Source organism: Pseudocitrobacter corydidari (assembly GCF_021172065.1).
Taxonomy (GTDB): Bacteria; Pseudomonadota; Gammaproteobacteria; order Enterobacterales; family Enterobacteriaceae; genus Pseudocitrobacter; species Pseudocitrobacter corydidari.
Genome location: NZ_CP087880.1, coordinates 4,080,189 through 4,102,429, shown reverse-complemented (window position 1 = coordinate 4,102,429; position 22,241 = coordinate 4,080,189). Strand labels below are relative to the sequence as shown.

18 protein-coding genes, 1 tRNA gene and 2 other RNA genes are annotated in these 22,241 nt (G+C 56.0%); 6 read left to right on the top strand and 15 right to left on the bottom strand.

What is annotated here, in order from left to right:
• The first annotated feature begins 85 nt into the window (after positions 1-85).
• The 3 genes from bcsE to bcsG are packed head-to-tail and all read left to right on the top strand — an operon-like array spanning position 86 to position 3,512.
• Positions 86-1,645: a cellulose biosynthesis protein BcsE gene (gene bcsE, locus G163CM_RS19050; RefSeq protein ID WP_231825973.1), complete on the top strand. Its 1,560-nt coding sequence runs from the start codon at positions 86-88 to the stop codon at positions 1,643-1,645.
• Entirely contained in the window at positions 1,642-1,836 is a 195-nt protein-coding gene (bcsF, locus tag G163CM_RS19045; protein WP_015962569.1) for a cellulose biosynthesis protein BcsF, read from the top strand. The genes bcsE and bcsF overlap by 4 nt, the downstream gene beginning before the upstream one ends.
• Positions 1,833-3,512: a cellulose biosynthesis protein BcsG gene (gene bcsG, locus G163CM_RS19040; RefSeq protein ID WP_015962568.1), complete on the top strand. Its 1,680-nt coding sequence runs from the start codon at positions 1,833-1,835 to the stop codon at positions 3,510-3,512. Before bcsF ends, bcsG begins: the two co-directional genes overlap by 4 nt.
• A gap of 83 nt (positions 3,513-3,595) precedes the next feature.
• On the opposite strand, the gene G163CM_RS19035 is transcribed toward bcsG, so the two are convergent.
• The 8 genes from G163CM_RS19035 to G163CM_RS19000 all read right to left on the bottom strand — a co-directional run bounded on the left by G163CM_RS19035 (position 3,596) and on the right by G163CM_RS19000 (position 12,760).
• Positions 3,596-3,703, bottom strand: a complete 108-nt coding sequence (locus G163CM_RS19035) for a type I toxin-antitoxin system toxin Ldr family protein (protein WP_041686144.1) — start codon at positions 3,701-3,703, stop codon at positions 3,596-3,598.
• 258 nt (positions 3,704-3,961) lie between these two features.
• Complete coding sequence (gene dppF, locus G163CM_RS19030) at positions 3,962-4,972, bottom strand: dipeptide ABC transporter ATP-binding subunit DppF (RefSeq protein ID WP_231825972.1); 1,011 nt, start codon at positions 4,970-4,972, stop codon at positions 3,962-3,964.
• Positions 4,969-5,952 (bottom strand): dipeptide ABC transporter ATP-binding protein, encoded by a 984-nt coding sequence (gene dppD / locus G163CM_RS19025; RefSeq protein ID WP_231825971.1) that lies wholly within the window; start codon positions 5,950-5,952, stop codon positions 4,969-4,971. Before dppD ends, dppF begins: the two co-directional genes overlap by 4 nt.
• 10 nt (positions 5,953-5,962) lie before the next feature.
• Positions 5,963-6,865 (bottom strand): dipeptide ABC transporter permease DppC, encoded by a 903-nt coding sequence (gene dppC / locus G163CM_RS19020; protein WP_231825970.1) that lies wholly within the window; start codon positions 6,863-6,865, stop codon positions 5,963-5,965.
• Between the two features lie 9 nt (positions 6,866-6,874).
• Positions 6,875-7,894, bottom strand: coding sequence for a dipeptide ABC transporter permease DppB (gene dppB / locus G163CM_RS19015; protein ID WP_231825969.1), 1,020 nt, complete (start codon positions 7,892-7,894; stop codon positions 6,875-6,877).
• Positions 7,895-8,062: 168 nt separating this feature from the next.
• A complete protein-coding gene (gene dppA / locus G163CM_RS19010) occupies positions 8,063-9,670 on the bottom strand; it encodes a dipeptide ABC transporter periplasmic-binding protein DppA (protein ID WP_231825968.1) in 1,608 nt (535 codons plus the stop codon).
• A 582-nt stretch (positions 9,671-10,252) separates the two neighbouring features.
• The gene (locus tag G163CM_RS19005) at positions 10,253-11,578 is read right to left on the bottom strand and encodes a uracil-xanthine permease family protein (RefSeq protein WP_231825967.1); all 1,326 of its coding nucleotides are present in this window, start codon (positions 11,576-11,578) and stop codon (positions 10,253-10,255) included.
• A gap of 57 nt (positions 11,579-11,635) precedes the next feature.
• Positions 11,636-12,760 carry an aryl-sulfate sulfotransferase gene (locus G163CM_RS19000; protein WP_231825966.1) on the bottom strand — a complete coding sequence of 375 codons (1,125 nt, stop codon included), beginning with the start codon at positions 12,758-12,760 and terminating at the stop codon, positions 11,636-11,638.
• Positions 12,761-12,909: 149 nt separating this feature from the next.
• Between G163CM_RS19000 and G163CM_RS18995 the strand changes: the two genes are divergently transcribed.
• On the top strand, positions 12,910-13,926 hold the full coding sequence (locus tag G163CM_RS18995; protein WP_231825965.1) for a LacI family DNA-binding transcriptional regulator: 1,017 nt from the start codon (positions 12,910-12,912) through the stop codon (positions 13,924-13,926).
• 79 nt (positions 13,927-14,005) lie between these two features.
• Here G163CM_RS18995 and G163CM_RS18990 read toward each other — a convergent pair.
• The 6 genes from G163CM_RS18990 to G163CM_RS18965 form a co-directional block, all read right to left on the bottom strand.
• Positions 14,006-14,139: non-coding RNA, RtT sRNA (locus G163CM_RS18990), on the bottom strand.
• 33 nt (positions 14,140-14,172) lie between these two features.
• Positions 14,173-14,306, bottom strand: a non-coding RNA gene (locus tag G163CM_RS18985) — RtT sRNA.
• Between the two features lie 33 nt (positions 14,307-14,339).
• Positions 14,340-14,416: transfer RNA gene (locus G163CM_RS18980), tRNA-Pro, on the bottom strand.
• A 91-nt stretch (positions 14,417-14,507) separates the two neighbouring features.
• Positions 14,508-16,199 carry a kdo(2)-lipid A phosphoethanolamine 7''-transferase gene (gene eptB / locus G163CM_RS18975; RefSeq protein WP_231825964.1) on the bottom strand — a complete coding sequence of 564 codons (1,692 nt, stop codon included), beginning with the start codon at positions 16,197-16,199 and terminating at the stop codon, positions 14,508-14,510.
• Between the two features lie 253 nt (positions 16,200-16,452).
• Entirely contained in the window at positions 16,453-17,658 is a 1,206-nt protein-coding gene (locus G163CM_RS18970) for an L-lactate MFS transporter (protein ID WP_015962561.1), read from the bottom strand.
• 177 nt (positions 17,659-17,835) lie between these two features.
• On the bottom strand, positions 17,836-18,534 hold the full coding sequence (locus tag G163CM_RS18965; protein WP_231825963.1) for an autotransporter domain-containing protein: 699 nt from the start codon (positions 18,532-18,534) through the stop codon (positions 17,836-17,838).
• Positions 18,535-18,811: 277 nt separating this feature from the next.
• Here G163CM_RS18965 and tag point away from each other — a divergent pair, with 277 nt between their 5' ends.
• Positions 18,812-19,393, top strand: a complete 582-nt coding sequence (gene tag, locus G163CM_RS18960; protein ID WP_231828398.1) for a DNA-3-methyladenine glycosylase I — start codon at positions 18,812-18,814, stop codon at positions 19,391-19,393.
• The gene (locus tag G163CM_RS18955; RefSeq protein WP_015962558.1) at positions 19,371-19,817 is read left to right on the top strand and encodes an N-acetyltransferase; all 447 of its coding nucleotides are present in this window, start codon (positions 19,371-19,373) and stop codon (positions 19,815-19,817) included. Before tag ends, G163CM_RS18955 begins: the two co-directional genes overlap by 23 nt.
• On the opposite strand, the gene G163CM_RS18950 is transcribed toward G163CM_RS18955, so the two are convergent.
• Positions 19,780-22,059 carry a molybdopterin guanine dinucleotide-containing S/N-oxide reductase gene (locus tag G163CM_RS18950; RefSeq protein WP_420851451.1) on the bottom strand — a complete coding sequence of 760 codons (2,280 nt, stop codon included), beginning with the start codon at positions 22,057-22,059 and terminating at the stop codon, positions 19,780-19,782. The genes G163CM_RS18955 and G163CM_RS18950 overlap by 38 nt on opposite strands.
• Between the last annotated feature and the right edge of the window lie 182 nt (positions 22,060-22,241).

Sequence of the window (22,241 nt, the reverse complement as noted above, 5' to 3'; positions counted from 1 at the left end):
TGTTATTTAATTTCAATCTTAGGTTTATTCTGCTGCTTTCGCTAGTAAACTGATATGCAGGCTAATCAGCAAAAAGAAGGACACGATGAACCCCATATTTTCTATTGGTATTCAGTCATTATGGGACGAAGTCAGTCACATGCCGACCGGCGGCATGTGGTGGATTAATACCGATCGCCATGAAGACGCTGTCAGCCTGCTCAACCAAACCCTTTCCGCGCAACCAAAAGAAGCGCGGGTCGCGGTGGTGTGCATGGGTTCAGATCCAAAGAAAATCATAAAGTTAGACGAAGACTGCGGGCCTCAAAAAATAGATCTTTTTTCCATGCAGGAAAATGAAAGCAGTCTATACTTTATGCGCCGCGATTTACTCTGTTCAATCGACCCAACAAATTTTCTGGTTGTGGTTTTATGCAGCAATAATGCATGGAAAAATATTCCTCCAGAAAAATTTCATGATTGGCTCAGTAAATCCAATAAATGGGTAAAATACCATCGTTGCACGCTCTTGATTCTCAGCCCCGGAAACAATTCTGATGCCCAAACCTCGCGTTTGTTAAGTGAGTACGGTTCGCTTGCCGGACTGGCAAGTTTACGTTACCAGGGCGATGGTCTGCTTTTTGACATTGCTTTTTGGGCAAATGAAAAAGGCGTAAGCGCCCGTCAGCAACTTCTCATCAGGCAAAACGATAACGGTCTGGAATTAGTTCAGGAAGAGCTGGCAAATGTTCAGCCGCGTACTGATGAAAAAGCGGTATTCAGCAATATTGCTTTTCTGGAAGGGGCCCCGCCGCTTTCGGAGCACTGGTCCGTTTTCGATACCAACGACGCCGTCTTTAATGCCGCGCGCAGTGCACAGGCGGCGACAGTTATTTTCGTAATGGGCCAGAATAGCCAGATTGAACAGCTCGCGCGTTATATTCACACGCTGCGACGCCAGCGCGGTACAGCGTTGAAAATCGTGGTGCGCGAAAGCGTGCCCAGCCTGCGCGCCACCGACGAGCGCCTGCTGCTAAGCTGCGGCGCAAACCTGGTTATCTCTCACAGTTCGGCGCTTTCGCGTTGCCTGACGTTAATTGAAAGCGTGCAAAATCAGCAATTCAGCCGCCGTGTACCGGAAGATTTGGCTACGCTGTTCAGTAATACCGAACCATTAAAGCTTAAAGGCTACCTGAAATGGGACGTCTTCTGCGAGGCAGTACAGAAAATCGTCAGCAACCCGCTGCTGCCTGCCGATGGTAAAGGCGTGCTGGTCGCGCTGCGTCCAGCGCCGGGCTTGCGCGTTGAACAAGCGCTGACCCTGTGCCGCCCGCACCGCATGGGCGATATCGCCACCATTGCCGACAAGCGTCTGATGATCTTTTTATCCTTTTGCCGGGTCAACGATCTCGATATCGCCCTGAACCATATTTTCCCGCTGCCGACGGGCGACATTTTCTCTAACCGGGTGATTTGGTTTGAAGATAAACAAATCGCGGCAGAACTGGTGAACATGCAGGACGTGAAGCCGGAGCGCTGGACGAAGCCGCTGCCGGTGACCACCCAGCCGGGCAAAATTATCAACGCCACGCACGATGGCCGTCACTGGCGTCGGTATCCGGAACCGCATCGTTTATCCGCTGACACGGGAGAACAGTCATCATGATGTCGATAAGCGATATTATTCAGTTAGTTGTCTTGTGCGCGCTGCTTTTCTTCCCGCTGGGATATTTGACGCGCCACTACCAGCGCCGCATCGAAAACGCCTTCCGGCTGATGTTCTTTAAACCGCGTTATGTCAAACCGGCTGGCGTCGTCCGCCGGGGTTCAAGTTCCAGAGCGAAAACAGAAAAATGACCCAATCAACCCAAACCGCCACGGCCTCATCGCCGCTCTGGCAATACTGGCGCGGCTTGTCCGGCTGGAACTTTTATTTCCTGGTAAAGTTCGGCCTGCTGTGGGCCGGTTACCTCAATTTCCACGCCATGCAGAACCTGGTGTTTATGGCGTTTCTGCTGTTTCCGCTGCCCAATCGCCGCCTGCACAAATGGCGCAACTGGATTGCCATCCCGATAGGCTTCGCCCTCTTCTGGCATGATACCTGGCTGCCTGGCCCGGAAAGCATCATGAGTCAGGGCTCGCAGGTCGCCGGCTTCAGCGCGGACTATATCTGGGATCTGGTAACCCGCTTTATCAACTGGCAGATGGTTGGCGCTTTCTTTGTGCTGCTGGTCGCCTGGCTGTTCTTAACCCAGTGGATCCGCGTGACCGTGTTTGTGGTTGCCGCGATGGTCTGGCTGAACCTGATTACGCTGGTTGGCCCTTCCTTTAGCCTGTTCCCTGGCGGTCAGCCAACCAACACCGTGACCACCACCGGCGGCACGGCGGCCGCGACGGTCGCCACGGCGGGCAATACGCCGGTTGTTGGTGATATTCCGGCGCAAACCGCGCCGCCGACTTCCGCCAATCTCAACGCCTGGCTGAACAGTTTCTATCAATCGGAAGAAAAGCGTTCGACCAAATTCCCGGACGCGTTGCCTGCCGATGCCCAGCCGTTTGAACTGCTGGTGATCAACATCTGCTCTCTGTCGAATGCCGATATTGAAGCGGCTGGTCTGATGCAGCACCCGCTGTGGTCGCACTTTGATATTCGCTTTACCAACTTCAACTCGGCGACCTCCTACAGCGGCCCGGCGGCGATTCGCCTGCTGCGCGCCAGCTGCGGTCAACCGTCACATACCAATCTGTATCAGCCTGCCGGTAACCAGTGCTACCTGTTCGATAACCTGAGCAAACTGGGCTTCGCGCAGCAGCTGATGCTGGATCACAACGGCGTCTTCGGTGGCTTCCTGAAAGAAATACGTGATAACGGGGGCGTGCAAAGCCCGCTGATGGATCAAAGCAAACTGCCGGTTAACCTGCTCTCCTTCGACGGCTCGCCGGTATATGACGACCTTGCCGTTCTGAAACGCTGGCAAGAATCGGAAGGCCAGGGGGCGGAAAAACGCACCGCAACCTTCTTTAATATTCTGCCGCTGCACGACGGTAACCACTATCAGGGCCAGAGCAAAACCGCCGACTACAAAGCGCGTGCGCAGAAGCTGTTTGATGAGCTGGATACCTTCTTTACCGAACTGGAAAAATCGGGGCGTAAAGTGATGGTGGTCGTGGTGCCGGAACACGGCGCGGCGCTACAGGGCGATAAAATGCAGGTGTCTGGCCTGCGCGATATTCCGAGCCCATCCATTACGCACGTTCCCGCCGCGGTGAAATTCTTTGGTATGAAAGCACCGCATCAGGGCGCGCCGATCGTTATCGATCAGCCGAGCAGCTACCTTGCGGTCTCCGAACTGGTTGCCCGCGCCGTTGACGGTAAGATGTTTAATGAGGATAGCGTGGACTGGCAGGCCTATACCAACAGCTTGCCGCAAACGGCCCCGGTCTCCGAGAACTCCAACGCCGTTGTGATGCAGTACCAGGGTAAACCATACGTTCGCCTGAACGGCGGCGACTGGGTACCGTATCCGCAGTAAGCAAAAAAGGCCGCAGGATGTCACCCCTGCGGCCCGATTCGGGCGCACGTTGCCATCTCGACAGCCTGACGCCCGCCTGCATGTTATCTCCGGTTACGCCACCAGCTCACGATTGCGGTGGTAATAATCCCCACCAGAATCGGCGCTGCCAGATCGTGCCAGAAGATCACACAGAGTTGTGCGAACGTCATATAGCCGCCTTGCTTGAAATGACAACGGTTCGCGGCTATTCTTGAATTGTCTAGAGTCAAGATAAGCCCCCGTTATGTTGTCAGGTTAAACCTCACAACGTGCGGGGGTTTTCTCTTTCCAGCAACCAATGCCGCCGGGGATCAAGCCCCCGCAACATTGCACCTGACCGGGCGAACCCGGCCTGGCGTCGATACTACGCTTATCTGTTTATTCCCTTCACCTGGCAATCTCGCAATATGCGCGCTGCCTTCCAGACCTTATAACGCCTTTTCAGGGTTTTCATCCTGGTCTACAGCGAAGCACGCAACCAGTTGACCACCATACTCTTTGAGCTGCGGCGCGAGTTGGGTGCAGGGCCCAAAGCGGCGACGGCAGCGGGCGTTGAAGGCACAACCCGGCGGTGGATTCAGCGGGCTTGGCAGTTCACCGGTGAGCTTAATACGCTCGCGACGATCGTCCGGATTCAGACGCGGTGTTGCCGATAGCAGCGCCTGGGTATACGGATGACGCGGATTATTGAAGATTTGGTCCTTGGTACCCTTCTCCACGCAGCGGCCCAGGTACATCACCATCACTTCATCGGCGATGTGTTCCACTACCGACAGGTCGTGCGAGATAAAGACATAAGACAGCCCCAACTCCTGCTGCAAATCCATCATCAGGTTGAGCACCTGCGCGCGCACCGAAACGTCCAGCGCGGAAACCGGTTCGTCGGCAATCACCACGTCCGGGTCGAGCATCAACCCACGGGCGATAGCGATACGCTGACGCTGGCCGCCGGAGAACATATGCGGATAGCGGTCGTAGTGTTCCGTTTTCAGGCCCACTTTCGCCATCATCGCCAGCGCTTTTTCGCGGCGTTCGGCTTTGCTGAGCGACGTGTTAATCAGCAGCGGCTCTTCCAGAATCTGCCCCACTTTTTTGCGCGGGTTCAGTGAACCGTATGGGTTCTGGAAGACTATCTGAATTTTCTGCCGACGCAGCTTTTGCGCGTGCGGATCGTGTTTCAGCAGGTCCTGCCCCTGATAAGAAAGCTCCCCGCCGGTGGGGGTTTCAATCATGGTCAGCAGACGGCCCAGCGTCGATTTCCCGCAGCCGGACTCCCCCACTACCGCCAGCGTTTTACCGCGTTCTAGCGTGAACGACACGCCGTCCAGCGCTTTCACCAGGCGTTCAGGGGCAAACAGCCCTTTCTTCACCGGGTAGTATTTTTTCAGATCGGTTGCCTGCAACAACGGCTGTTGCAGAGCGGCCTCTTGCGTACTCATCGTGTAGGCCTCCCGGCGTCATCGAGTGGGTAGTGACATTTGGACTGACGCGCGCCGTCCAGCAGGTTCAGGTTCGGCTCTTCAGTACGGCATTTGTCTGTGGCGTACGGGCAGCGCGGATTCAGCAGACAGCCGTTCGGGCGATCATATTTGCCCGGTACCACGCCCGGCAGCGACGCCAGACGCGCTTTGTCCTGGGCAAACTCCGGCAGCGCGCGCAGCAGCGCCTGGGTGTAGGGGTGGCGCGGCGCGCGGAAAATATCGTGCGCGGCGCCGGTTTCCACCACCTGGCCTGCATACATAACGATAATTTTATGCGCAGCTTCCGCTACCAGCGCCAGATCGTGGGTGATCAGGATCAGCGCCATGTTCTCTTTCTGCTGTAACTCCAGCAGCAGTTCGATGATCTGCGCCTGAATGGTCACATCGAGCGCCGTTGTCGGTTCATCGGCAATCAGCAGCTTTGGCCGACAGGCAATCGCCATGGCGATCATCACGCGCTGGCTCATCCCACCGGAAAGTTGATGCGGATAAACGTCTAAACGCGAGGCCGGGTCAGGAATGCCGACCTGATTCAGCAGGTCAATCGCCCGCTGACGACGCGTTTTCTTATTGCCGCCCTGATGCACCTTAATCGCTTCCATTATCTGGAAACCGACGGTGTAGCACGGGTTAAGGCTGGTCATCGGATCCTGGAAGATCATCGCCACTTCAGCGCCCACCAGATTGCGACGCTCTTTCTCAGAAATACGCTTCAGATCCTGGCCGTTAAATGCCAGGCTCTCTGCCATTACGCGTCCTGGATAGTCAATCAGCCCCATAATCGCCAGCGAGCTGACCGATTTACCGGAACCGGATTCGCCAACAATCCCGACCACTTCGCCCTGATCTACGCTATAACTGATGCGGTCTACGGCGCGGAATTCGGCACCCACTTCACCGAAGTGCACCGATAATTTATCTACATTTAATAACGCCATCTCGAACCTCTTACTGCTTCAGTTTGGGATCGAGCGCGTCACGCAGACCGTCACCCATCAGGTTAAATGCCAGCACCGTCAGCAGGATCGCCAGACCGGGGAAGGTCACGACCCACCAGGCGCTTTGCGCGAACTGCAACACGTCGGAGAGCATGGTGCCCCACTCCGGTGTTGGCGGTTGCGCACCCATGCCGAGGAAGCCAAGGGCGGCCATATCGAGAATGGCGTTAGAGAAGCCGAGCGACGCCTGAACAATCAGCGGCGCAAGGCAGTTCGGGAAGATATTGACGAACATCTGGCGCATCGCCCCCGCCCCCGCCACGCGAGACGCGGTAACGTAGTCGCGGTTGACTTCCACCAGCACGGCGGCACGCGTCAGACGCACGTAGTGCGGCAGCGCAACGAAGGTCAGCGCCAGCGCGGCGTTACCAATCGACGGGCCGAAAATCGCCACCAGTACCAGCGCCAGCAGCAGGCTCGGCAGCGCCAGCATGATATCGACGACGCGCATAATGACGTTATCGACCAGGCCGCCGAAGTAGCCCGCCACCAGCCCAAGGATAACCCCCAGCACCAGCGACAGCACCACCACCAGACAACCGACCAGCAGTGACAGGCGCGCGCCGTACATCAGGCGCGACATCACATCACGGCCCACGTCATCCGTACCCAGCAAATGCGCCCAGCTTCCGCCCTCCTGCCAGACCGGCGGGGAGAGCAGCGAGTCGCGGAACTGTTCGGCCGGGTTATAAGGCGCAATCCAGTTCGCAAAAATCGCGATAAACAGCACGATAACCACGTAAACCAGGCCAATCACTGCGCCCTTGTTACGTTTAAAGTAGTGCCAGAACTCCTGCAGCGGCGTCATCGGCACCGGTGCGGACACCGTTTTATTTTCAGTGACTTGTGACATGATGGCCCCTTACTTCTTATGCCGAATACGCGGGTTCACCACGCCATAGAGGAGATCAACCAGCAGGTTGACGAGGATAATCATCGTCGCTACCAGCAGCACGCCGCCCTGTACCACCGGGTAGTCGCGGCGCTGTAAGGCGTCGATTAACCAGCGGCCCAGCCCCGGCCAGGAGAAGATGGTTTCCGTCAGGATCGCGCCTGCCAGCAGGGTACCGACCTGCAAACCGATAACGGTCACCACCGGCAGCATGGCGTTACGCAGCGCGTGCACCACGATCACCCGCATGCGGGTCAGCCCTTTGGCGCGCGCGGTACGGATATAGTCTTCGCCCAATACTTCCAGCATGGAAGAGCGCGTCATACGCACAATCACCGCCAGCGGGATGGTGCCGAGCACGATGGCAGGCAAAATCATATGCGCCACTGCGTCGATGAAGTTGCCCTCTTCACCCCAGATGGCGGTATCAATCAGCATAAAGCCGGTCAGCGGGTTCGAGTCATCAAGGAACACCATGTCGCTAACGCGCCCGGAAACCGGCGTCAGGTTCCACTGCACCGAGACCAGCATGATCAGCATCATGCCCCACCAGAAGATAGGCATGGAGTAACCGGTCAGCGCCAGACCAACCGCGGTGTGATCGAAGATAGAGCCGCGTTTCACCGCAGCCAGCACGCCCACCGGGATACCCACGGCAACGGCGAACATCATGGCGCAGATGCCAAGTTCCAGCGTCGCTTTAAAACGCGGCACGAACTCGTCCCACACCGGGAGACGGCTTTTCAGCGAGACGCCTAAATCACCGTGCATTACGCCCCAGATATAGTGGAGGTACTGCTGCCACATCGGCTTATCGAGGCCGAGCGCGGCCAGCAGTTCGGCATGGCGTTCAGGGGAGATACCACGCTCGCCCGCCATAATCATCACCGGGTCGCCGGGGATCATATGGACAAACGCGAACGTGAGAAGGGTAATACCGATAAACGTGGGGATGACGAGTCCCAAACGTCGGAGAATAAACTGCAACATAACCCGGATTCTCTCTAGTAACACTCAGCCTGGAACTGGGTGTCTGTATTGCTCACAAATCCTGGCCCGCACGTACACTGCCACGGGCAAAGTATTACGCCGGATGGCGCTGCGCTTATCCGGCCTACAGGTGCAGGCGAAGACAAGCGCAGCAATCCAGCTTTTTAATTATTCGATGGAGACGTTGTCGAAGTGGTGTTTGCCCAACGGATCGACCACATAGCCTTTGACTTCTTTACGCACCGGCTCGTATACGGTGGAGTGAGCGATAATCAGCGCCGGAGCCTGGTCATGCATCACTACCTGAGCCTGTTTGTACAGTTCAATACGCTTGTTGTGATCGTCGGTGGCGCGCGCCGGCTGAATCAGATCTTCAAACGGTTTGTAGCACCATTTCGAGTAGTTGGAGCCTTGCTCTGACGCCGCACAGCTGAACAGGGTAGCGAAGAAGTTATCCGGGTCCCCGTTATCACCGGTCCAGCCCATCATGACCGTTTGGTGCTCGCCATCTTTCGCACGTTTCAGGTACTCGCCCCACTCATAGGTAACGATGTTGGCTTTCACGCCCACTTTCGCCCAGTCAGCCTGAATCATCTCTGCCATACGACGAGCGTTCGGGTTATATGGACGCTGAACCGGCATCGCCCACAGATCGATAGTGAAACCGTCCGCATGGCCCGCTTCTTTCAGCAGCGCTTTGGCTTTTTCTGGATCGTAGCTGTAGTCTTTCACATCGTCGTTATAGCCCCACATGGTTGGCGGGATCAGGTTCTTCGCGGCCACGCCAGCGCCCTGATAAACGGCTTTGATGATCGCTTCTTTGTTCACCGCATAGGTCAGCGCCTGGCGAACTTTCACTTCATCGAGCGGTTTTTTCTGCACGTTGTAAGAGAGGTAGCCCACGTTCAGGCCCGCCTGCTCGTGCAGGGTAATATTTTTATCCTGCTTCATGCGCGCGATGTCTGCCGGGTTCGGGTACGGCATCACCTGGCATTCGTTCTTCTGCAACTTGGCGTAACGCACGGAAGCGTCAGGCGTGATAGAGAAGACCAGACGGTCGATCTGCGGCTTGGTACCCCAGTAGCCCGGGAAGGCTTTGTAGAGAATACGGGAGTCTTTCTGGTACTGCTGCAGCTGGAATGGCCCGGTACCGATTGGGTTCAGGTCAACTTTATCCGGCGTACCGGCTTTCAGCATGTTGTCAGCATATTCTTTTGACAGAATAGAGGCGAAGTCCATCGCCAGGTCGGCGAGGAACGGCGCTTCCGGGCGAGTCAGGATGAACTGAACCGTGTGATCGTCGACTTTTTTCACTTCGCTAATCAGCTCCGGCAGGCCCATGCCTTCGAAGTATTCATAGCTGCCGCCAGAGACTTTGTGGTACGGGTTCTGGTCGTTTTTCTGACGATCGAACGAGAACACCACGTCATCGGCGTTAAAGTCGCGCGTCGGTTTGAAATCTTTGCTGTCCTGCCACTTCACACCGTTACGCAGGTGGAAGGTGTAGGTTTTGCCATCTTCGCTGACTTCCCACTTTTCAGCGAGGCCAGGGATAACTTCGGTAGTACCGGTTTTGAATTCCACCAGACGGTTATAGATTGGCACCGAGCTGGCGTCATAGGTGGTTCCCGAGGTAAAGAGCTGTGGGTTAAAGCCTTCCGGCGAGCCTTCAGAACAATAAACCAGGGTTTTAGCCTGCACGCCCGCTGCGACGGTCATCGCCACCAGGCTGAGACCAAGCTTCAGCATCCCTGACTTCTTCAAGGAAATACTCATTATTGTGCTCCAGGTTATGTGTGTTGTGTTGTTGTTATTCCGCCAGCCTTTATTTGTTTTTTAACCGGTCTGGTCGGTGGTGCCCGAAGGCGTTACAGGGGATGGAGATTCCTTTCAGGTGAGCGTGTGAGTTGCAGCGCAGATCCTCCCTGAAATGCCCCTCGTGCCCTACAATCTGTCAACAGAATGTGAAAACGTCAATACACTCATCCGGGATTTACAACAAGGGTGAGAATTGGCAGGCAAAGATTAAAAAAACCCCAGGGCGGTATTTTCAGCAGAGAAATTTATGCTACGGGCAAGAAGGCAGAGTTATTCACTTATTACGTTGAAACATCCAGTGATTAACAATTAGCCATTATATGAAAAATTTCTTTCGATATGCTGATTATCTGAGCGATTAATGCCGTGAACGTTAAAACGCACAGGCGAAAATGCTGAGGTAACCCATAAGCAACGCGAAAAAAGATTCATCTATACATACAAAAATACAATGGAATATGTCACAAAATTGTGAACAGACAGGCTAAAAGCATTGCGGCTTCATCGTGCCAGGGCAGGCCAAGGCCTGCCCTCAGGAACCTAGTTTTTCACGCGGGCCAGGTTACGCTTTTCACTCCAGTTAAACAGCGAATTGACCAGAATCGCCGTCAACGTCCCTGCCGCCATGCCGTTGCCAAAAACCATCTGCACGCCCGACGGGAAATTTTGATACAGGCCCGGAACCAGAATTGGCAGCATCCCCATCGAAAGCCCCATCGCCAGCGCGTAGGTTTTACCCGGCGTGTGTAGCGGCTCACGGGCGATCAAATCGATACCAATTACGCCAATGATGCTAAAGACAATCACCGCCGTGCCGCATACTACCGGACCCGGCAGGCAGGTCGCCAGACGCACCAGCGGCGAGAACAGCGCGATGAGAATCAGCAGCCCGCCCGCTGCGGCAGTGACGTAGCGTGATTTCACGTTGGTGGTGCGCACGACGCCGATATTTTCGCCGGAAGTAATAATCAGCGATGTGCCGAAAATTCCGCCTAACAGCGACATAATGGCATCACCGCGAATAGTACGCGGAATGGCCTCGCGTACATTTTCAGTAGAATTAACGATTTCCGCTGTAGCAATCGTTTGCCCGGTAGCTTCAGCCATAGAAATCACCGCGTAAATCAGTAACGGCAACGAGGCGGAAAGGTTGAACACGGGCCAACCGAAGGGAAACAGCTGCGGAACGCTGAACAGCGGCCCATGGCTTACGCCGCTAAAATCAGCGCTACCGAGCATCATCCCCAACAAGGTACCCGCCAGCAAGCCAAACATCACCGCCAGCTGACGCAAAATCCCGGTAAAAGCCAGCGCAAAGACCAGCGTAATCAGGATAGTGCCGAGCGACAAAATAATGCTGGTCGGGTGGGCGAAATCCGCGCTGCCCGGCTGGCCGATAATCAACCCGCCATACAGGCGAATCAGGTTAATCGACACCATCAGCAGCATAATGCCGATAATAAACGGCGGGAAATGATGCAGGCAGCGGCGAAAAACGGGCAGCGCCAGAAAATAGAATAACGAGGTTAAGATCACCGCGCCAACCGCCGTCTGGATATTGGTTTGCAGAGCGATAGCGACAAAAATGGCGATCGGCGCGCCGCCGGGCACCATGATAAACGGCAGCCGCGCGCCAACGCCCTTCACGCCCAGGCTTTGCAGAATCGCCCCCAGGCCGCACATCAAAAACGTGGCGCTTAGCACTGACGCGGTCACCGCATCGGTAAAGTGAAGCGCTTTAGCAATCAGAAAAACGGAGGTGATGGGTGTGGCGGCGACAACCAGCACGTGCTGAAGCGCCAGGAGAAAAGTGGTTTGCCAGGGTAATGCGTCGTTGTCCGGCGTGGTAAGGCCAGGTTGCGGCATGATTGCCTCCCGTAAAACTGCAAAAAAATCACCGCCAGCACAGGCTGGCGGCGGAGATTATTTCAGCCACGCAATCGCGTCGGCCGCATACCGGTGTGCACGGAAGGCGCTATTCTGTTTGCCTGGAATAATACCTTTGCTCAGGTGTTCCGGGTACTCATTAAAGAACGGAATGATGTATTCCCACACCGTTTCGCCTTCTGGCGTCACTTCGAACAGGCGGCCAAACGCCGACTCGCAGATAAAGGTATTGCCGTTCGCCAGTCGCTGCGCGCTACCCATATATGGCGAGAAAAACGCCGGCGGGAAAATATCGCGATACTGCCAGGTAATGGCTTTGGTTTGCGGACAGAATTCCAGCACCGTAGAGTGTGGCGAGGTCACGCCCGGGCGCAGGTTGCCGTTATCGAACACCAGAATCGCGCCATTTTCCATCTCAACCGGCGTATGTTGTTGCGCCACCACGTCCGCCCCCGCGTGCCACACCACGTTGCCGCTCTCTTTGCACACGGCAATCACGCCGGACGTCGTGCGCAGGCTCATCAGGACCAGGCCATCGCGGGTGACGGACAGGCCGTTAATCATCGGCCAGTGGCGACGGTCAAAAATCTCGTGCACCGGGAAGTCTTCCGGATTGAGATGCTCCCACGCACGCCACTCCCACACCACTTCCCCGTCGCGATTGACCTCTTTAACCACGTCGCTTTGAATCACACCGTCCGGCGCGTCGCGACGTGGGTCGCCGCCGGTGACGCGTGCGGCGATATCGGCGGGCAGCGGCGCGGCAGCGGTATACAACAGGTTACCGTTCGTTAACCACTGGGCATCGTGGTGGTGATAGATATCTTCGTAGTGCCAGACAATTTCGTTATCCGGCGTCACTTCGTAGAAGTCGCCGCCGTGCCAGAGATCCCAGGCGGGATAAAGATTTGCTGAGGTAGGATGGCTGCCGTTATACCCCAGATTGCCGTTTGGCAGCAGCACCGCATCGCGCCCGGCGCGTACCGGAAGCTGCCATTGGTGTGCTATCTCGCCCTGCTCATCCACCAGATAGACTCGCCCTTCGGCGGTTTGCGGAGCAAAGAGCGTATACCCGCCAAAGCTCTTCGCGCTGTCTGCATAAATAAGGCCCGCCAGACGGCGTCCTAAGGTGAAAGTCGGATCCTGCGTTACGTGTGCCACATCGCCTCCTGAGGAGTAAATTTTCGTCAAAATAACCCATTAAAACGTTTTAATGAAGAGTTTTTTGCATTTTTGCGCGAGAAAAGGCAAACGTTATCGTCGGGTAAATATGTTACCCTGTGCGCAAAATTGCGAAGGTCAGGAAGCAGATGGCTGCTCAAGAGAAAAAACGCGCGAAGTTGATTGATGTTGCCCGCCACGCAGGCGTGTCGCCGGGCACGGTATCCAATGCGTTACACAATACCCGGTTCGTCGAACCCGAAACGCGGCGGCGCATTGAAGAGGCAATTAAGGCGCTAAATTACACGCCGAACATTCGCGCCCGCCAGCTGCGTACCGGCAAGACCAACACCATCGCGCTGCTCTCTTCACTGCCGTTAACTATCGCCTCCGGCGCGTCGCGGTTAGGTTTTATGATGGAGGTGGCGCTGACGTCGGCGATGATGGCACTGGATAAACAGCACGCGTTGATTCTGGTGCCCCCCGGTGCAAACCCGCTCGATGCAGTGAGTTTTGACGCCGCCATCCTGATTGAACCGGCAGAAAACGATCCGCAGCTTGACGCGCTGGCCCAGGCCGGGATTCCCTGTGTGACCATTGGTCGAACGCCTGGAACCGACGCACCGGTGCCGTGGGTTGAGCTACATTCGGCGGCGACGGCGCAACTGCTGCTTTCACATCTGCAAACGGCAGGCGCCAGCAGAAGCGCGCTATTTGTTGGCAACACCTGTCGTACATCAATGCAGGAAACCGAGGCGACCTATCGACGTTGGTGTCAGGGGAAACACTCTCCGGTTGTTTATTATCTCAATGAGCATGAAGGGGAAGAAGCGGGTTATCAGGCGGCCTGTCAGCTCGCAGAGGCGCATCCTGATGTCGATGGCGTGCTGGTGCTGATAGACACCTTTGCCAGCGGTGCCGTGCGTGCATTTCGGGAGAAGTCGCTGGCCATCCCCGAACAAATACGGGTCGTCACACGCTACGACGGCATTCGTGCGCGGGAATCATTGCCGCCGCTAACGGCCGTCAATATGCATCTTGATGAAGTGGCGCGTCAGGCGATAACGCTGCTCTTTGCCGTGCTGGCGGGTGAACCGGTGGGTCACAGCGAGGGGAAAATGCCGGAGCTGGTGATACGTGCATCCACCGTTTCGGGATCGGCGTAAACGCCCTGCCCCCCGGAGGTTCTCATCCTCATGACTACAGACGCAAAAAAGCCCGTTCAAAGAGCGGGCTTTTCGAATTTGGTCGGTGATAGAGGATAACTCGCCACTTCGTGGCTCGCCCTGCGGGCCGTTGCTGACGCAACGTTCTCTCGCTTCGCTCGAGTCGAACCTCCCTGCCCCCGGAGGTTCTCATCCTCATGGCTACAGACGCAAAAAAGCCCACTCATAGAGCGGGCTTTTCGAATTTGGTCGGTGATAGAGGATTACTCGCCACTACGTGGCTCGCCCTGCGGGCCGTTGCTGGCGCAACGTTCTCTCGCTTCGCTCGAGTCGAACCTCCCTGCCCCCGGAGGTTCTCATCCTCGTGGCTACAGACGCAAAAAAGCCCGCTCATAGAGCGGGCTTTTCGAATTTGGTCGGTGATAGAGGATTCGAACCTCCGACCCCTTCGTCCCGAACGAAGTGCGCTACCAGGCTGCGCCAATCACCGAATGCGGGGCGCATCTTACTGCTGTGATGCATCCCCGTCAATCCCTTACCTTAAAAAAGCCATCCGTTCGGCGAGAAAGTCGCCATCCCGGTTAATTCGTGGCTTTCTTGCTGGCATCCGGGATGTGACACCAGTTGTTATTCTCGTTAATCCCGCCGTTTGGCGAGGTGTAACCGAGGCAGCCCATAATGGTGTCGTACAGCTCAACGTGACGACGCGGCTGTTTCATATCTGCTTCCTTCTTCAACTGCGCAAACGCCGCCGCATTCGATGGATTCTCCAGATATTTATCCGACATCCACACCATCATCGGCACGCGGAACTGCTCCGGCGGGGCCATATGGCGCGGGGTGCCGTGCAGGTGCTCGCGTTCTTCAATCGATTCACCGTGGTCAGAGGCGTAGAACACGATCGCTTTCTTATCGCGCACCTGATCGATAATGGTATCGATAAAGTGATCGACGTAGGTGATGGAGTTATCAAACGAGTTGATCATCAGGTCTTTCGGACACTTACGATCGACCGCGTAGCACTCCGGCCCCCACTGGGCGAAGGCGCGCGGGTAACGCTGTGTATAGTTGTAGTGCGACCCTTTGGTATGCAACACAATCAGGTGTTTACCCTGAGGGTTATCATCCAGCGAGCGCTGAACTTCGCTCGACAGCAGCATGTCGTCCACGGCTTTACCCCGGTTGCGCGGCTCAGCGGCGATCTGCTCACGGTAGGCGATGTTATCCGCCATAGTGTTGGTATAGAACCACATCTCGCTCTGCATCGCGTACAGGTCGGAACTGAAACCCAACTGCTTAAGCACCGCAAACACGTTCTGCTCTTTCAGCGTACGCTGCGGGTTATCTTCCGCCCCGCCCTGACGCACGAACATGCAGCGCAGCGACAGCTTGGTCGCGGTATCACAGGAGTAACCACGGTACATCACCAGATTCTTCTCTTTAGAGAGTTTTGGCGTCGTATCGCGTTCGTACCCCAGCATACCCATATGGTCCCAGCGGGTGGTTTCGCCGATGATGAAAATCACATAGGTATCATCGAGATTTTGCGTCGGCGTATAGGTAAATTTCTTCGCCGGATTCATCAGCGATTTGTTATCGGATGATTCATCTACCTGGGCAAAGGCGTAAAGCCCCAGCGCAGAGAGCCAGTTGGTCGGCAAGTAGGAGTTAGCCAGTACGCCGCCGTAGCTCGGCATATCCACGCCCGCGATGCGATCATCGCGCTTCTGGCGCGTATCAAGGAACCGAACCGGACCCCAGACCATCAGACCGGCCAGCAGTACCACCAGCACGCTGCGCCAGCGCAGTTCCGGCGTGCGAATCTGACGCCACAGCGTCATGTTGCTGCCGTTGAACCAGATAAGGAACAGCGGAATAGCGCTTATCAGCACCACCGAAATAACCAGCGTCCAGCCAACCACTTCTTTCGACAGATCGATATCCGTCGTCATCACCGACGCGACAATGCCGTAGCCAATCATGACGTTCATGGTGGTCATGTAATAACAGGCACCCGCGGAGATAAGCACTAACAGGGAAGCCAGCACCTGCCAGACACGTCTGCCGAATAACGACAGCAAGCGCAGTAAGAAGAAGCAGATCAGAACGGCGGCAATCATCTCAACGATGGCAGCAACACCTTTCCAGAAAGTGAGGTCCTGAGCGTAGCCTTCAAAGCGACGCAGGAACACGGAGGCATTCATAAACAGACCGATGTAAACAGCCAGCAGCCAGCACAGCGTCTGCTGAGACATCGTTTTTAAATATCGCATGCAAATAACCCTGAAAAAAGGGAACAACAGATCCAGCGCTAAACCATCCTGGTAAGCGCATCAGGCAATTGTGCGGGAGTAATAGAGTCCGTTCGGTACACGCGCGGCTAAGTAGACCACAGTAAGAGGGAAAAGTGGCAATGATGTGCGTTTTCGCTACAGATATTTACAAAAAAGCAAGTGCGGAAGTGGACAAAAAAGGGGGTAGAAACAGCAAAAGAGGAGCATAGCTCCTCTTTTTTCGGACTTGCAATTAGTGAGCGTGTATCTGGCGCAGTGTTGGCTGGGCCGGCTGACGAATCGTCGTGGACAGCGCCAGCGAGATAATCAGCAGAGCGAAGATAACGCAGAAGGTCACGTAGAAGCCACCGAACAGTGAGGCAATCAGCGAACCGCAGATGCTGCCGATACCGAAACCTAAGTAAATCACACCGTAGTTTTTCGCCAGATTGTTCAGGCCGAAGAACTCGCTCACCAGCGATGGGAACACGGTGATGGTGCCGCCAAAGTTAAAGGCGACGCAGGCAATTGCCGCGAAGAAGGTGGTCGCGTTGAGCGGGGCGAAGAGCAGCGCAGCCATACCCACCAGCGAAATGACCTGACCGATAGTAATGACACGGATACGGGAGATTTTATCGGACAGAATACCCAGCACCAGACGGCCACTCAGGTTAGCGATAGAGATAATGGTCACCGCGTTCGCCGCCGTGGCGATATCCAGATGTACCATGCCCTGTGCGATATCTTTCGCCACGCCAATCACATACAGGCCGCTCATGCAGGCGGTCAGGAACATCACCGCCAGCATCCAGTACTGCGGTTTACGCATGGACTGCGCCAGGGTGAAGTCATTTTCGACCACGCCGTTAACGCTTTTCACTTCCTGCTGCGGCGCATCGGTCATCAGCATCGCGCCGAAGACAATCATCACCAGCACAATGGCGCCCCAAATCATAAAGGTTTTTTCCAGACCGACGGTTTCCAGCAGGTGGCTGTCGATGAATTTAAAACCGAGGCTGCCTAAACCGTAAGAACCGATGGCAAACGCGGAAATCAGCCCTTTACGTTCCGGGAACCATTTCACGCAGTTGGAGAGCGTCAGCAGATAGCCCGCGCCGTCGGCGAGGCCAACCAGCACGCCTGCGCTCAGCCATAGCATCATCAGGCTGTTCGAGTGCGCCGTCAGGAAGAAGCCGACGCCTAATAAAATCCCGGAAGCCATGGTGACGCGTTTCACACCAAAACGTTCCTGTAATTTCCCGGCCACGGAGGAGGAAAGCGCGAGGCCAAGACTTAATAAACCGAAGGAGAAAGCGACCTGGCTGACCGGCGCATCCAGCTTGCTGGAGAGCGAGCTGTTAAACAGGCTCCAGGTGTAAACTGACCCCAGCGCAAACTGGGTAATGATGGTGCCGATAAGCGTCAGCCAGCGAGTATGGTTTTGAGTTGCAGCGTTCATGATGAAGATGCCTTCTTGAATTAACTGCGGCTACGATAACGAAACCCGCGTATTCCATGGGGGAAAAAGGCATGAAGTGCGTTGAGGACGGAATGAAATGCACTGAGAGTGGAATGAATGACATTGCGTGCAGCTTACGCCCGATGGCGCGGCCTGAAGCCCGCGCCATCCGACAATCTAAAAGCGAGCGCTCACGCCCATGGTATAGAGGTAGTTAGAACCGGTGGTCATGTTATCAGCCTGCGAGAGCGCCGCATACGCTGCAACATGTTGATTGAGCAGCATATCAGCGCCGAGCGTCACATCGACCCAGTTGCCTTCCTGATTGCTGCCCGGCATGCGATTAAGGCCTGACTGGGCTTTCCACTGATTTTCGCCGTACTGCTGGTTATAACTGACCTGCGCCCACGGATGAACACCCCACCAGGAGCGGGAATCCACGCGCCAGCCCAGCGTACTGATGCTGGCATGCCACATCGGATCGGTATAGCTGCCAATATCGCCCGCGTCAGTAAATACCGCGCCAGGCGAGCCATCGTAGCTCCACGCGGCAACCGGCCCGGTCGTAATCCCTGCCGTCAGCGGCATATTCCAGCCGATGCTCATTGATTTGGTCGCGTCCAGCGGCGTCTCGTCCGGCATCGTCATCGCCAGGCCTGGCCCATCGCTGGCAGCCTTGATACGCTCCGCAAGAATATCGTCATAGCGCGGTTGGTGATCGCTATCCCATGTATAGCGCTCAGCAGTACGACTTTCTGTGTCAGTCACGATATATTCTTGCTGCCAGGCGTGCGCCTGTGTAGCAAATACAAAAGATATAAAGACAGGCGCAGTCAAAACGGCTGGTCGAAAGCCAGTGCATTTCTTATCAATCATTCAAGCGACTCCAGAATATACACTTCATCCTTCAAGCTGCCTCTGCGTTGGCTGCGTTCGCTCACCCGAATCACTTACCTGAGTAAGCTCATCGGGATTCACTCACTTGCCGCCTTGATGCAACTTGAATGATTTTGTGTAGAGAGCCGAACCCGGCGATATTGTTATGTTTTTAGGGGTGTGTATCCCTGTATTAAATATTGTCTTTTTATTTCTGGCGTCAAGCATGATTTGCAGGTTTTATTATCAGGTCAGAACCATGAAACAGGAGAAGGGTATGCAGCGTTGTGGTTGGGTCAGTCAGGACCCGCTCTATATCGACTATCACGACAAGGAGTGGGGCGTTGCGCAGAGAGACGGGCAGCAGCTGTTTGAAATGATCTGCCTTGAAGGCCAGCAGGCCGGGCTGTCGTGGATAACGGTGCTTAAAAAACGGGAAAATTACCGTCGCGCGTTCCACCAGTTTGACCCGCGCAAGGTTGCGGCCATGACGGAAGTGGACGTTGAGCGGCTGGTGCTGGATGCCGGAATTATCCGCCATCGCGGGAAAATTCAGGCCATTATTGGCAACGCGCGTGCATATCTGGCGATGGAAGAAAACGGTGAACCGTTTGTCGATTTCGTCTGGTCGTTCGTGGATAACACGCCCATCATCACCCAGGCGGCAGAGTTATCCGGCATTCCAACCTCGACGCCCGCGTCCGATGCCTTATCAAAAGCGCTGAAAAAACGCGGGTTTAAGTTCGTCGGCACCACCATTTGTTACTCCTTTATGCAGGCGTGCGGGCTGGTTAACGATCACGTAACGGGCTGCTTCTGCCATCCCGGAGGCCAGCATGATCCGCAAGTGGACAGCTAAATCCCTGGACCCGGTGCTCACTCTGTGGCTGGAAAGCACCACCTTCGCGCATCCTTTTATTGATGAGCAGTACTGGCACGATAGCCTCGCGCTGGTACGCGACGTTTACCTACCGGCGGCGCAAACCTGGGTGTGGGAAGAAAATGACACCCTGCTGGGGTTCGTCAGCGTGATGGATAACCAGTTTGTCGGTGCGCTGTTTGTTGCGCCGCAGGCGCTGCATCGCGGCATTGGCAGCGCGCTGCTCAACGAAGTTAAGCAGCGCTATCCGATGTTAAGCCTGGAGGTATATCAGAAAAATGGCCGCGCGGTGAGCTTCTACCATGCGCTCGGTTTTCGCATCGAAGACGGCGCATGGCAGGAGGAGACCAAACATCCTACGTGGATTATGCGTTGGCAGGCGGATCAAACGCCGTTAGCGTAAGCGCCGGGCCGCGGTATTTCTCCACCCAGGCCAGCGCCGTATTGCCCGCGCAGCCATTCCCCAGCTTCGAGCTGGGGAGGTCTTTGGTCAGAACGTTGACCGCGCCGTTTTTGCAGATGCCATCGGCCTGAAGGTCAAGATCCGGCCACGCGCCTTCATGCAGGCAAATCACGCCAGGCTTAATGCCGTCGTTCACCACCGCGCCCGCCAGCACCTGCCCGCGATGATTCCACACGCGCACCACATCGCCATCCTGAATATTTCGTGCGCGCGCATCCTGCGGATGCAGGGTAAGCGGTTCACGCCCCGCGACCGCGTACTGCTCGCGCAGGGAGGTGTGATTGAGCTGGCTGTGCAGACGATGAGCCGGATGCGCGGAGAGCAGCTGCAACTGCTGCGGCTCGGCATTGCCATGCCATTCGTCCGGCTCCAGCCACATTGGATGCGGCGGACAATCGGCATAGTTGAAACTGGCGATGCGCTCGGAATAGATTTCGATTTTCCCGCTCGGCGTTTTCAACGGATTAGCCTGCGGATCGGCGCGGAAGGCCGCGAAACGCACAAACTGACCGTTTTGTTCGCTGGTCGGCATTTCGATAAGCTGATTCGCCTGCCAGAATTCCGCAAACGGCGGCAGCGTCACCTGCTGGCTGGCCCCCCGCTCAGCGGCGATATGATAGAACGTTTCCAGCCATTGCAGGTCGTTTTTGCCTTCGGTAAAACGCTCACGCCCGCCCGTTTCCCAACGCTCACTCAGCTCAGCGAATACCTCAAAATCATCACGCGCTTCAGCCTGCGGCATCACCACGCGCTTCATCGGCACCAGATGCTGATTGCTGTAATCCCCGGTCATGGTGAGATCGTTGCGCTCGAAAGAGGTGGTGGCGGGCAGAACGATATCGGCGTGACGCGCCGCCGCCGTCCAGTTGCACTCGGAAATCACCACCAGCTCCGGGCGCTGCCAGGCGCGAATTAAGCGGTTGGTATCCTGATGATGGGTAAAGTTGGCGCCGCCCGCCCACCAGACGAAACGGATATCCGGGAAGTGCCTGTCCATGCCGTTGTGCTGATACAGTGCGCCAGGGTTTTCCAGCGCCTCGACAATTCGCGCGACGGGGATTTTATCGACCGCATCCGCTCCCCCTTTTACTGCGCCCTGCATCGACGCCAGCACCGCGGCGCGGCGCGTCGGGTTGCCGCCGTTGGCAAAGTGATAGGAGAGCCCAAAGCCGCCGCCCGGCGTGCCGATTTGCCCCAGCATGGCGGCGAGCGTCACCACCATCCAGTGCTTTTGTTCGCCGAATTGCTGACGCTGCATCCCCCAGCCCGCCATTAACATGGTGGTGTTTTCGTGGAAAAGTTTCGCCAGTTCGCGAATTTTAACCGCACTTACGCCACAAATGGCTGATGCCCATTCGGCGGTTTTCGGCTGCCCGTCACTCTCGCCGAGCAGATATTTAGCGAAGAGGTCGAATCCGGTCGTGCAGCGCGCCAGGAATTGCGCATCATGCCAGTCGTTTTCCACCAGCGTATAGGCAATGCCAAGCATCATCGCCACGTCAGTGCCCATGTGTGGGGCTATCCACTCCATCGACTCGCCGAAGAAATCAACCGTCTCCGATCGCATCGGATCGATGCAGATCAGGCGCTTACCGCTTTGACGCAGTTGTTCAAAGTAAGGAATGCCTTGTTCATCTGAAGCATTCCAGGCAATTTTCAGCGTATTCAGCGGGTTGGCGCTCCACAGGACCACCACGTCCGTATGCTCCAGCACCAGCGGCCAGCTGGTTTGCTGCTGATACACTTCGTTGCCGCCGACCACGTGCGGCATGATGGCCTGCGCCGCGCCGGTCGAGTAATCCCCCAGGTGCCCGGTGTAACCGCCCGCCAGGCTCATGTAGCGCTGTAGCAGCGTCGCCGCTTTGTGCAGCACGCCATTGGAGCGCCAGCCGTAGGACCCCGCAAAAATCGAGGACGGGCCATACGTCTCGCGAATACGCTTGTGCTGCGCATGAATGAGATCCAGCGCCTCGTCCCAGCTTACCCGCACGAACTCGTCCTGCCCACGCACACCCTGCGGCGATGCGGGTGAGGCCAGATAGCCTTTGCGCACCATCGGATAACGTACCCGCGTTTTACTGTGCACCTGATCGCGCACGGCGCTTTGCAAAGAGTTCACAAACGAGGTTTTAAGCGCCCCGCGCGAGGAAAAAACGGTTTCTCCGTCGGTTTCGACGAGCATGGGCCCCCAATGGGCGGCGGTTAAGATAGTGTGCGTTTTCGCTGTATTAGCCAAAGCGTGCTCCTGAGCGTTCGATGCAGGTGTTGTGGCGGTGGATTAACCACCGCTCATTATTTTTTACATAAATCGGAGTTATAGAGGGAATTTTCCGCTTCTTTCCACGTCATAATCAACCGTCACGG

Excerpts from the sequence above, each read along its gene's own strand:
- bcsE (WP_231825973.1), top strand. The coding sequence starts at position 86 with ATGAACCCCATATTTTCTATTGGTATTCAGTCATTATGGGACGAAGTC.
- bcsF (WP_015962569.1), top strand. The coding sequence starts at position 1,642 with ATGATGTCGATAAGCGATATTATTCAGTTAGTTGTCTTGTGCGCGCTG.
- bcsG (WP_015962568.1), top strand. The coding sequence starts at position 1,833 with ATGACCCAATCAACCCAAACCGCCACGGCCTCATCGCCGCTCTGGCAA.
- G163CM_RS19035 (WP_041686144.1), bottom strand. The coding sequence starts at position 3,703 with ATGACGTTCGCACAACTCTGTGTGATCTTCTGGCACGATCTGGCAGCG.
- dppF (WP_231825972.1), bottom strand. The coding sequence starts at position 4,972 with ATGAGTACGCAAGAGGCCGCTCTGCAACAGCCGTTGTTGCAGGCAACC.
- dppD (WP_231825971.1), bottom strand. The coding sequence starts at position 5,952 with ATGGCGTTATTAAATGTAGATAAATTATCGGTGCACTTCGGTGAAGTG.
- dppC (WP_231825970.1), bottom strand. The coding sequence starts at position 6,865 with ATGTCACAAGTCACTGAAAATAAAACGGTGTCCGCACCGGTGCCGATG.
- dppB (WP_231825969.1), bottom strand. The coding sequence starts at position 7,894 with ATGTTGCAGTTTATTCTCCGACGTTTGGGACTCGTCATCCCCACGTTT.
- dppA (WP_231825968.1), bottom strand. The coding sequence starts at position 9,670 with ATGAGTATTTCCTTGAAGAAGTCAGGGATGCTGAAGCTTGGTCTCAGC.
- G163CM_RS19005 (WP_231825967.1), bottom strand. The coding sequence starts at position 11,578 with ATGCCGCAACCTGGCCTTACCACGCCGGACAACGACGCATTACCCTGG.
- G163CM_RS18995 (WP_231825965.1), top strand. The coding sequence starts at position 12,910 with ATGGCTGCTCAAGAGAAAAAACGCGCGAAGTTGATTGATGTTGCCCGC.
- eptB (WP_231825964.1), bottom strand. The coding sequence starts at position 16,199 with ATGCGATATTTAAAAACGATGTCTCAGCAGACGCTGTGCTGGCTGCTG.
- G163CM_RS18970 (WP_015962561.1), bottom strand. The coding sequence starts at position 17,658 with ATGAACGCTGCAACTCAAAACCATACTCGCTGGCTGACGCTTATCGGC.
- G163CM_RS18965 (WP_231825963.1), bottom strand. The coding sequence starts at position 18,534 with ATGATTGATAAGAAATGCACTGGCTTTCGACCAGCCGTTTTGACTGCG.
- tag (WP_231828398.1), top strand. The coding sequence starts at position 18,812 with ATGCAGCGTTGTGGTTGGGTCAGTCAGGACCCGCTCTATATCGACTAT.
- G163CM_RS18955 (WP_015962558.1), top strand. The coding sequence starts at position 19,371 with ATGATCCGCAAGTGGACAGCTAAATCCCTGGACCCGGTGCTCACTCTG.
- G163CM_RS18950 (WP_420851451.1), bottom strand. The coding sequence starts at position 22,059 with ATGCTCGTCGAAACCGACGGAGAAACCGTTTTTTCCTCGCGCGGGGCG.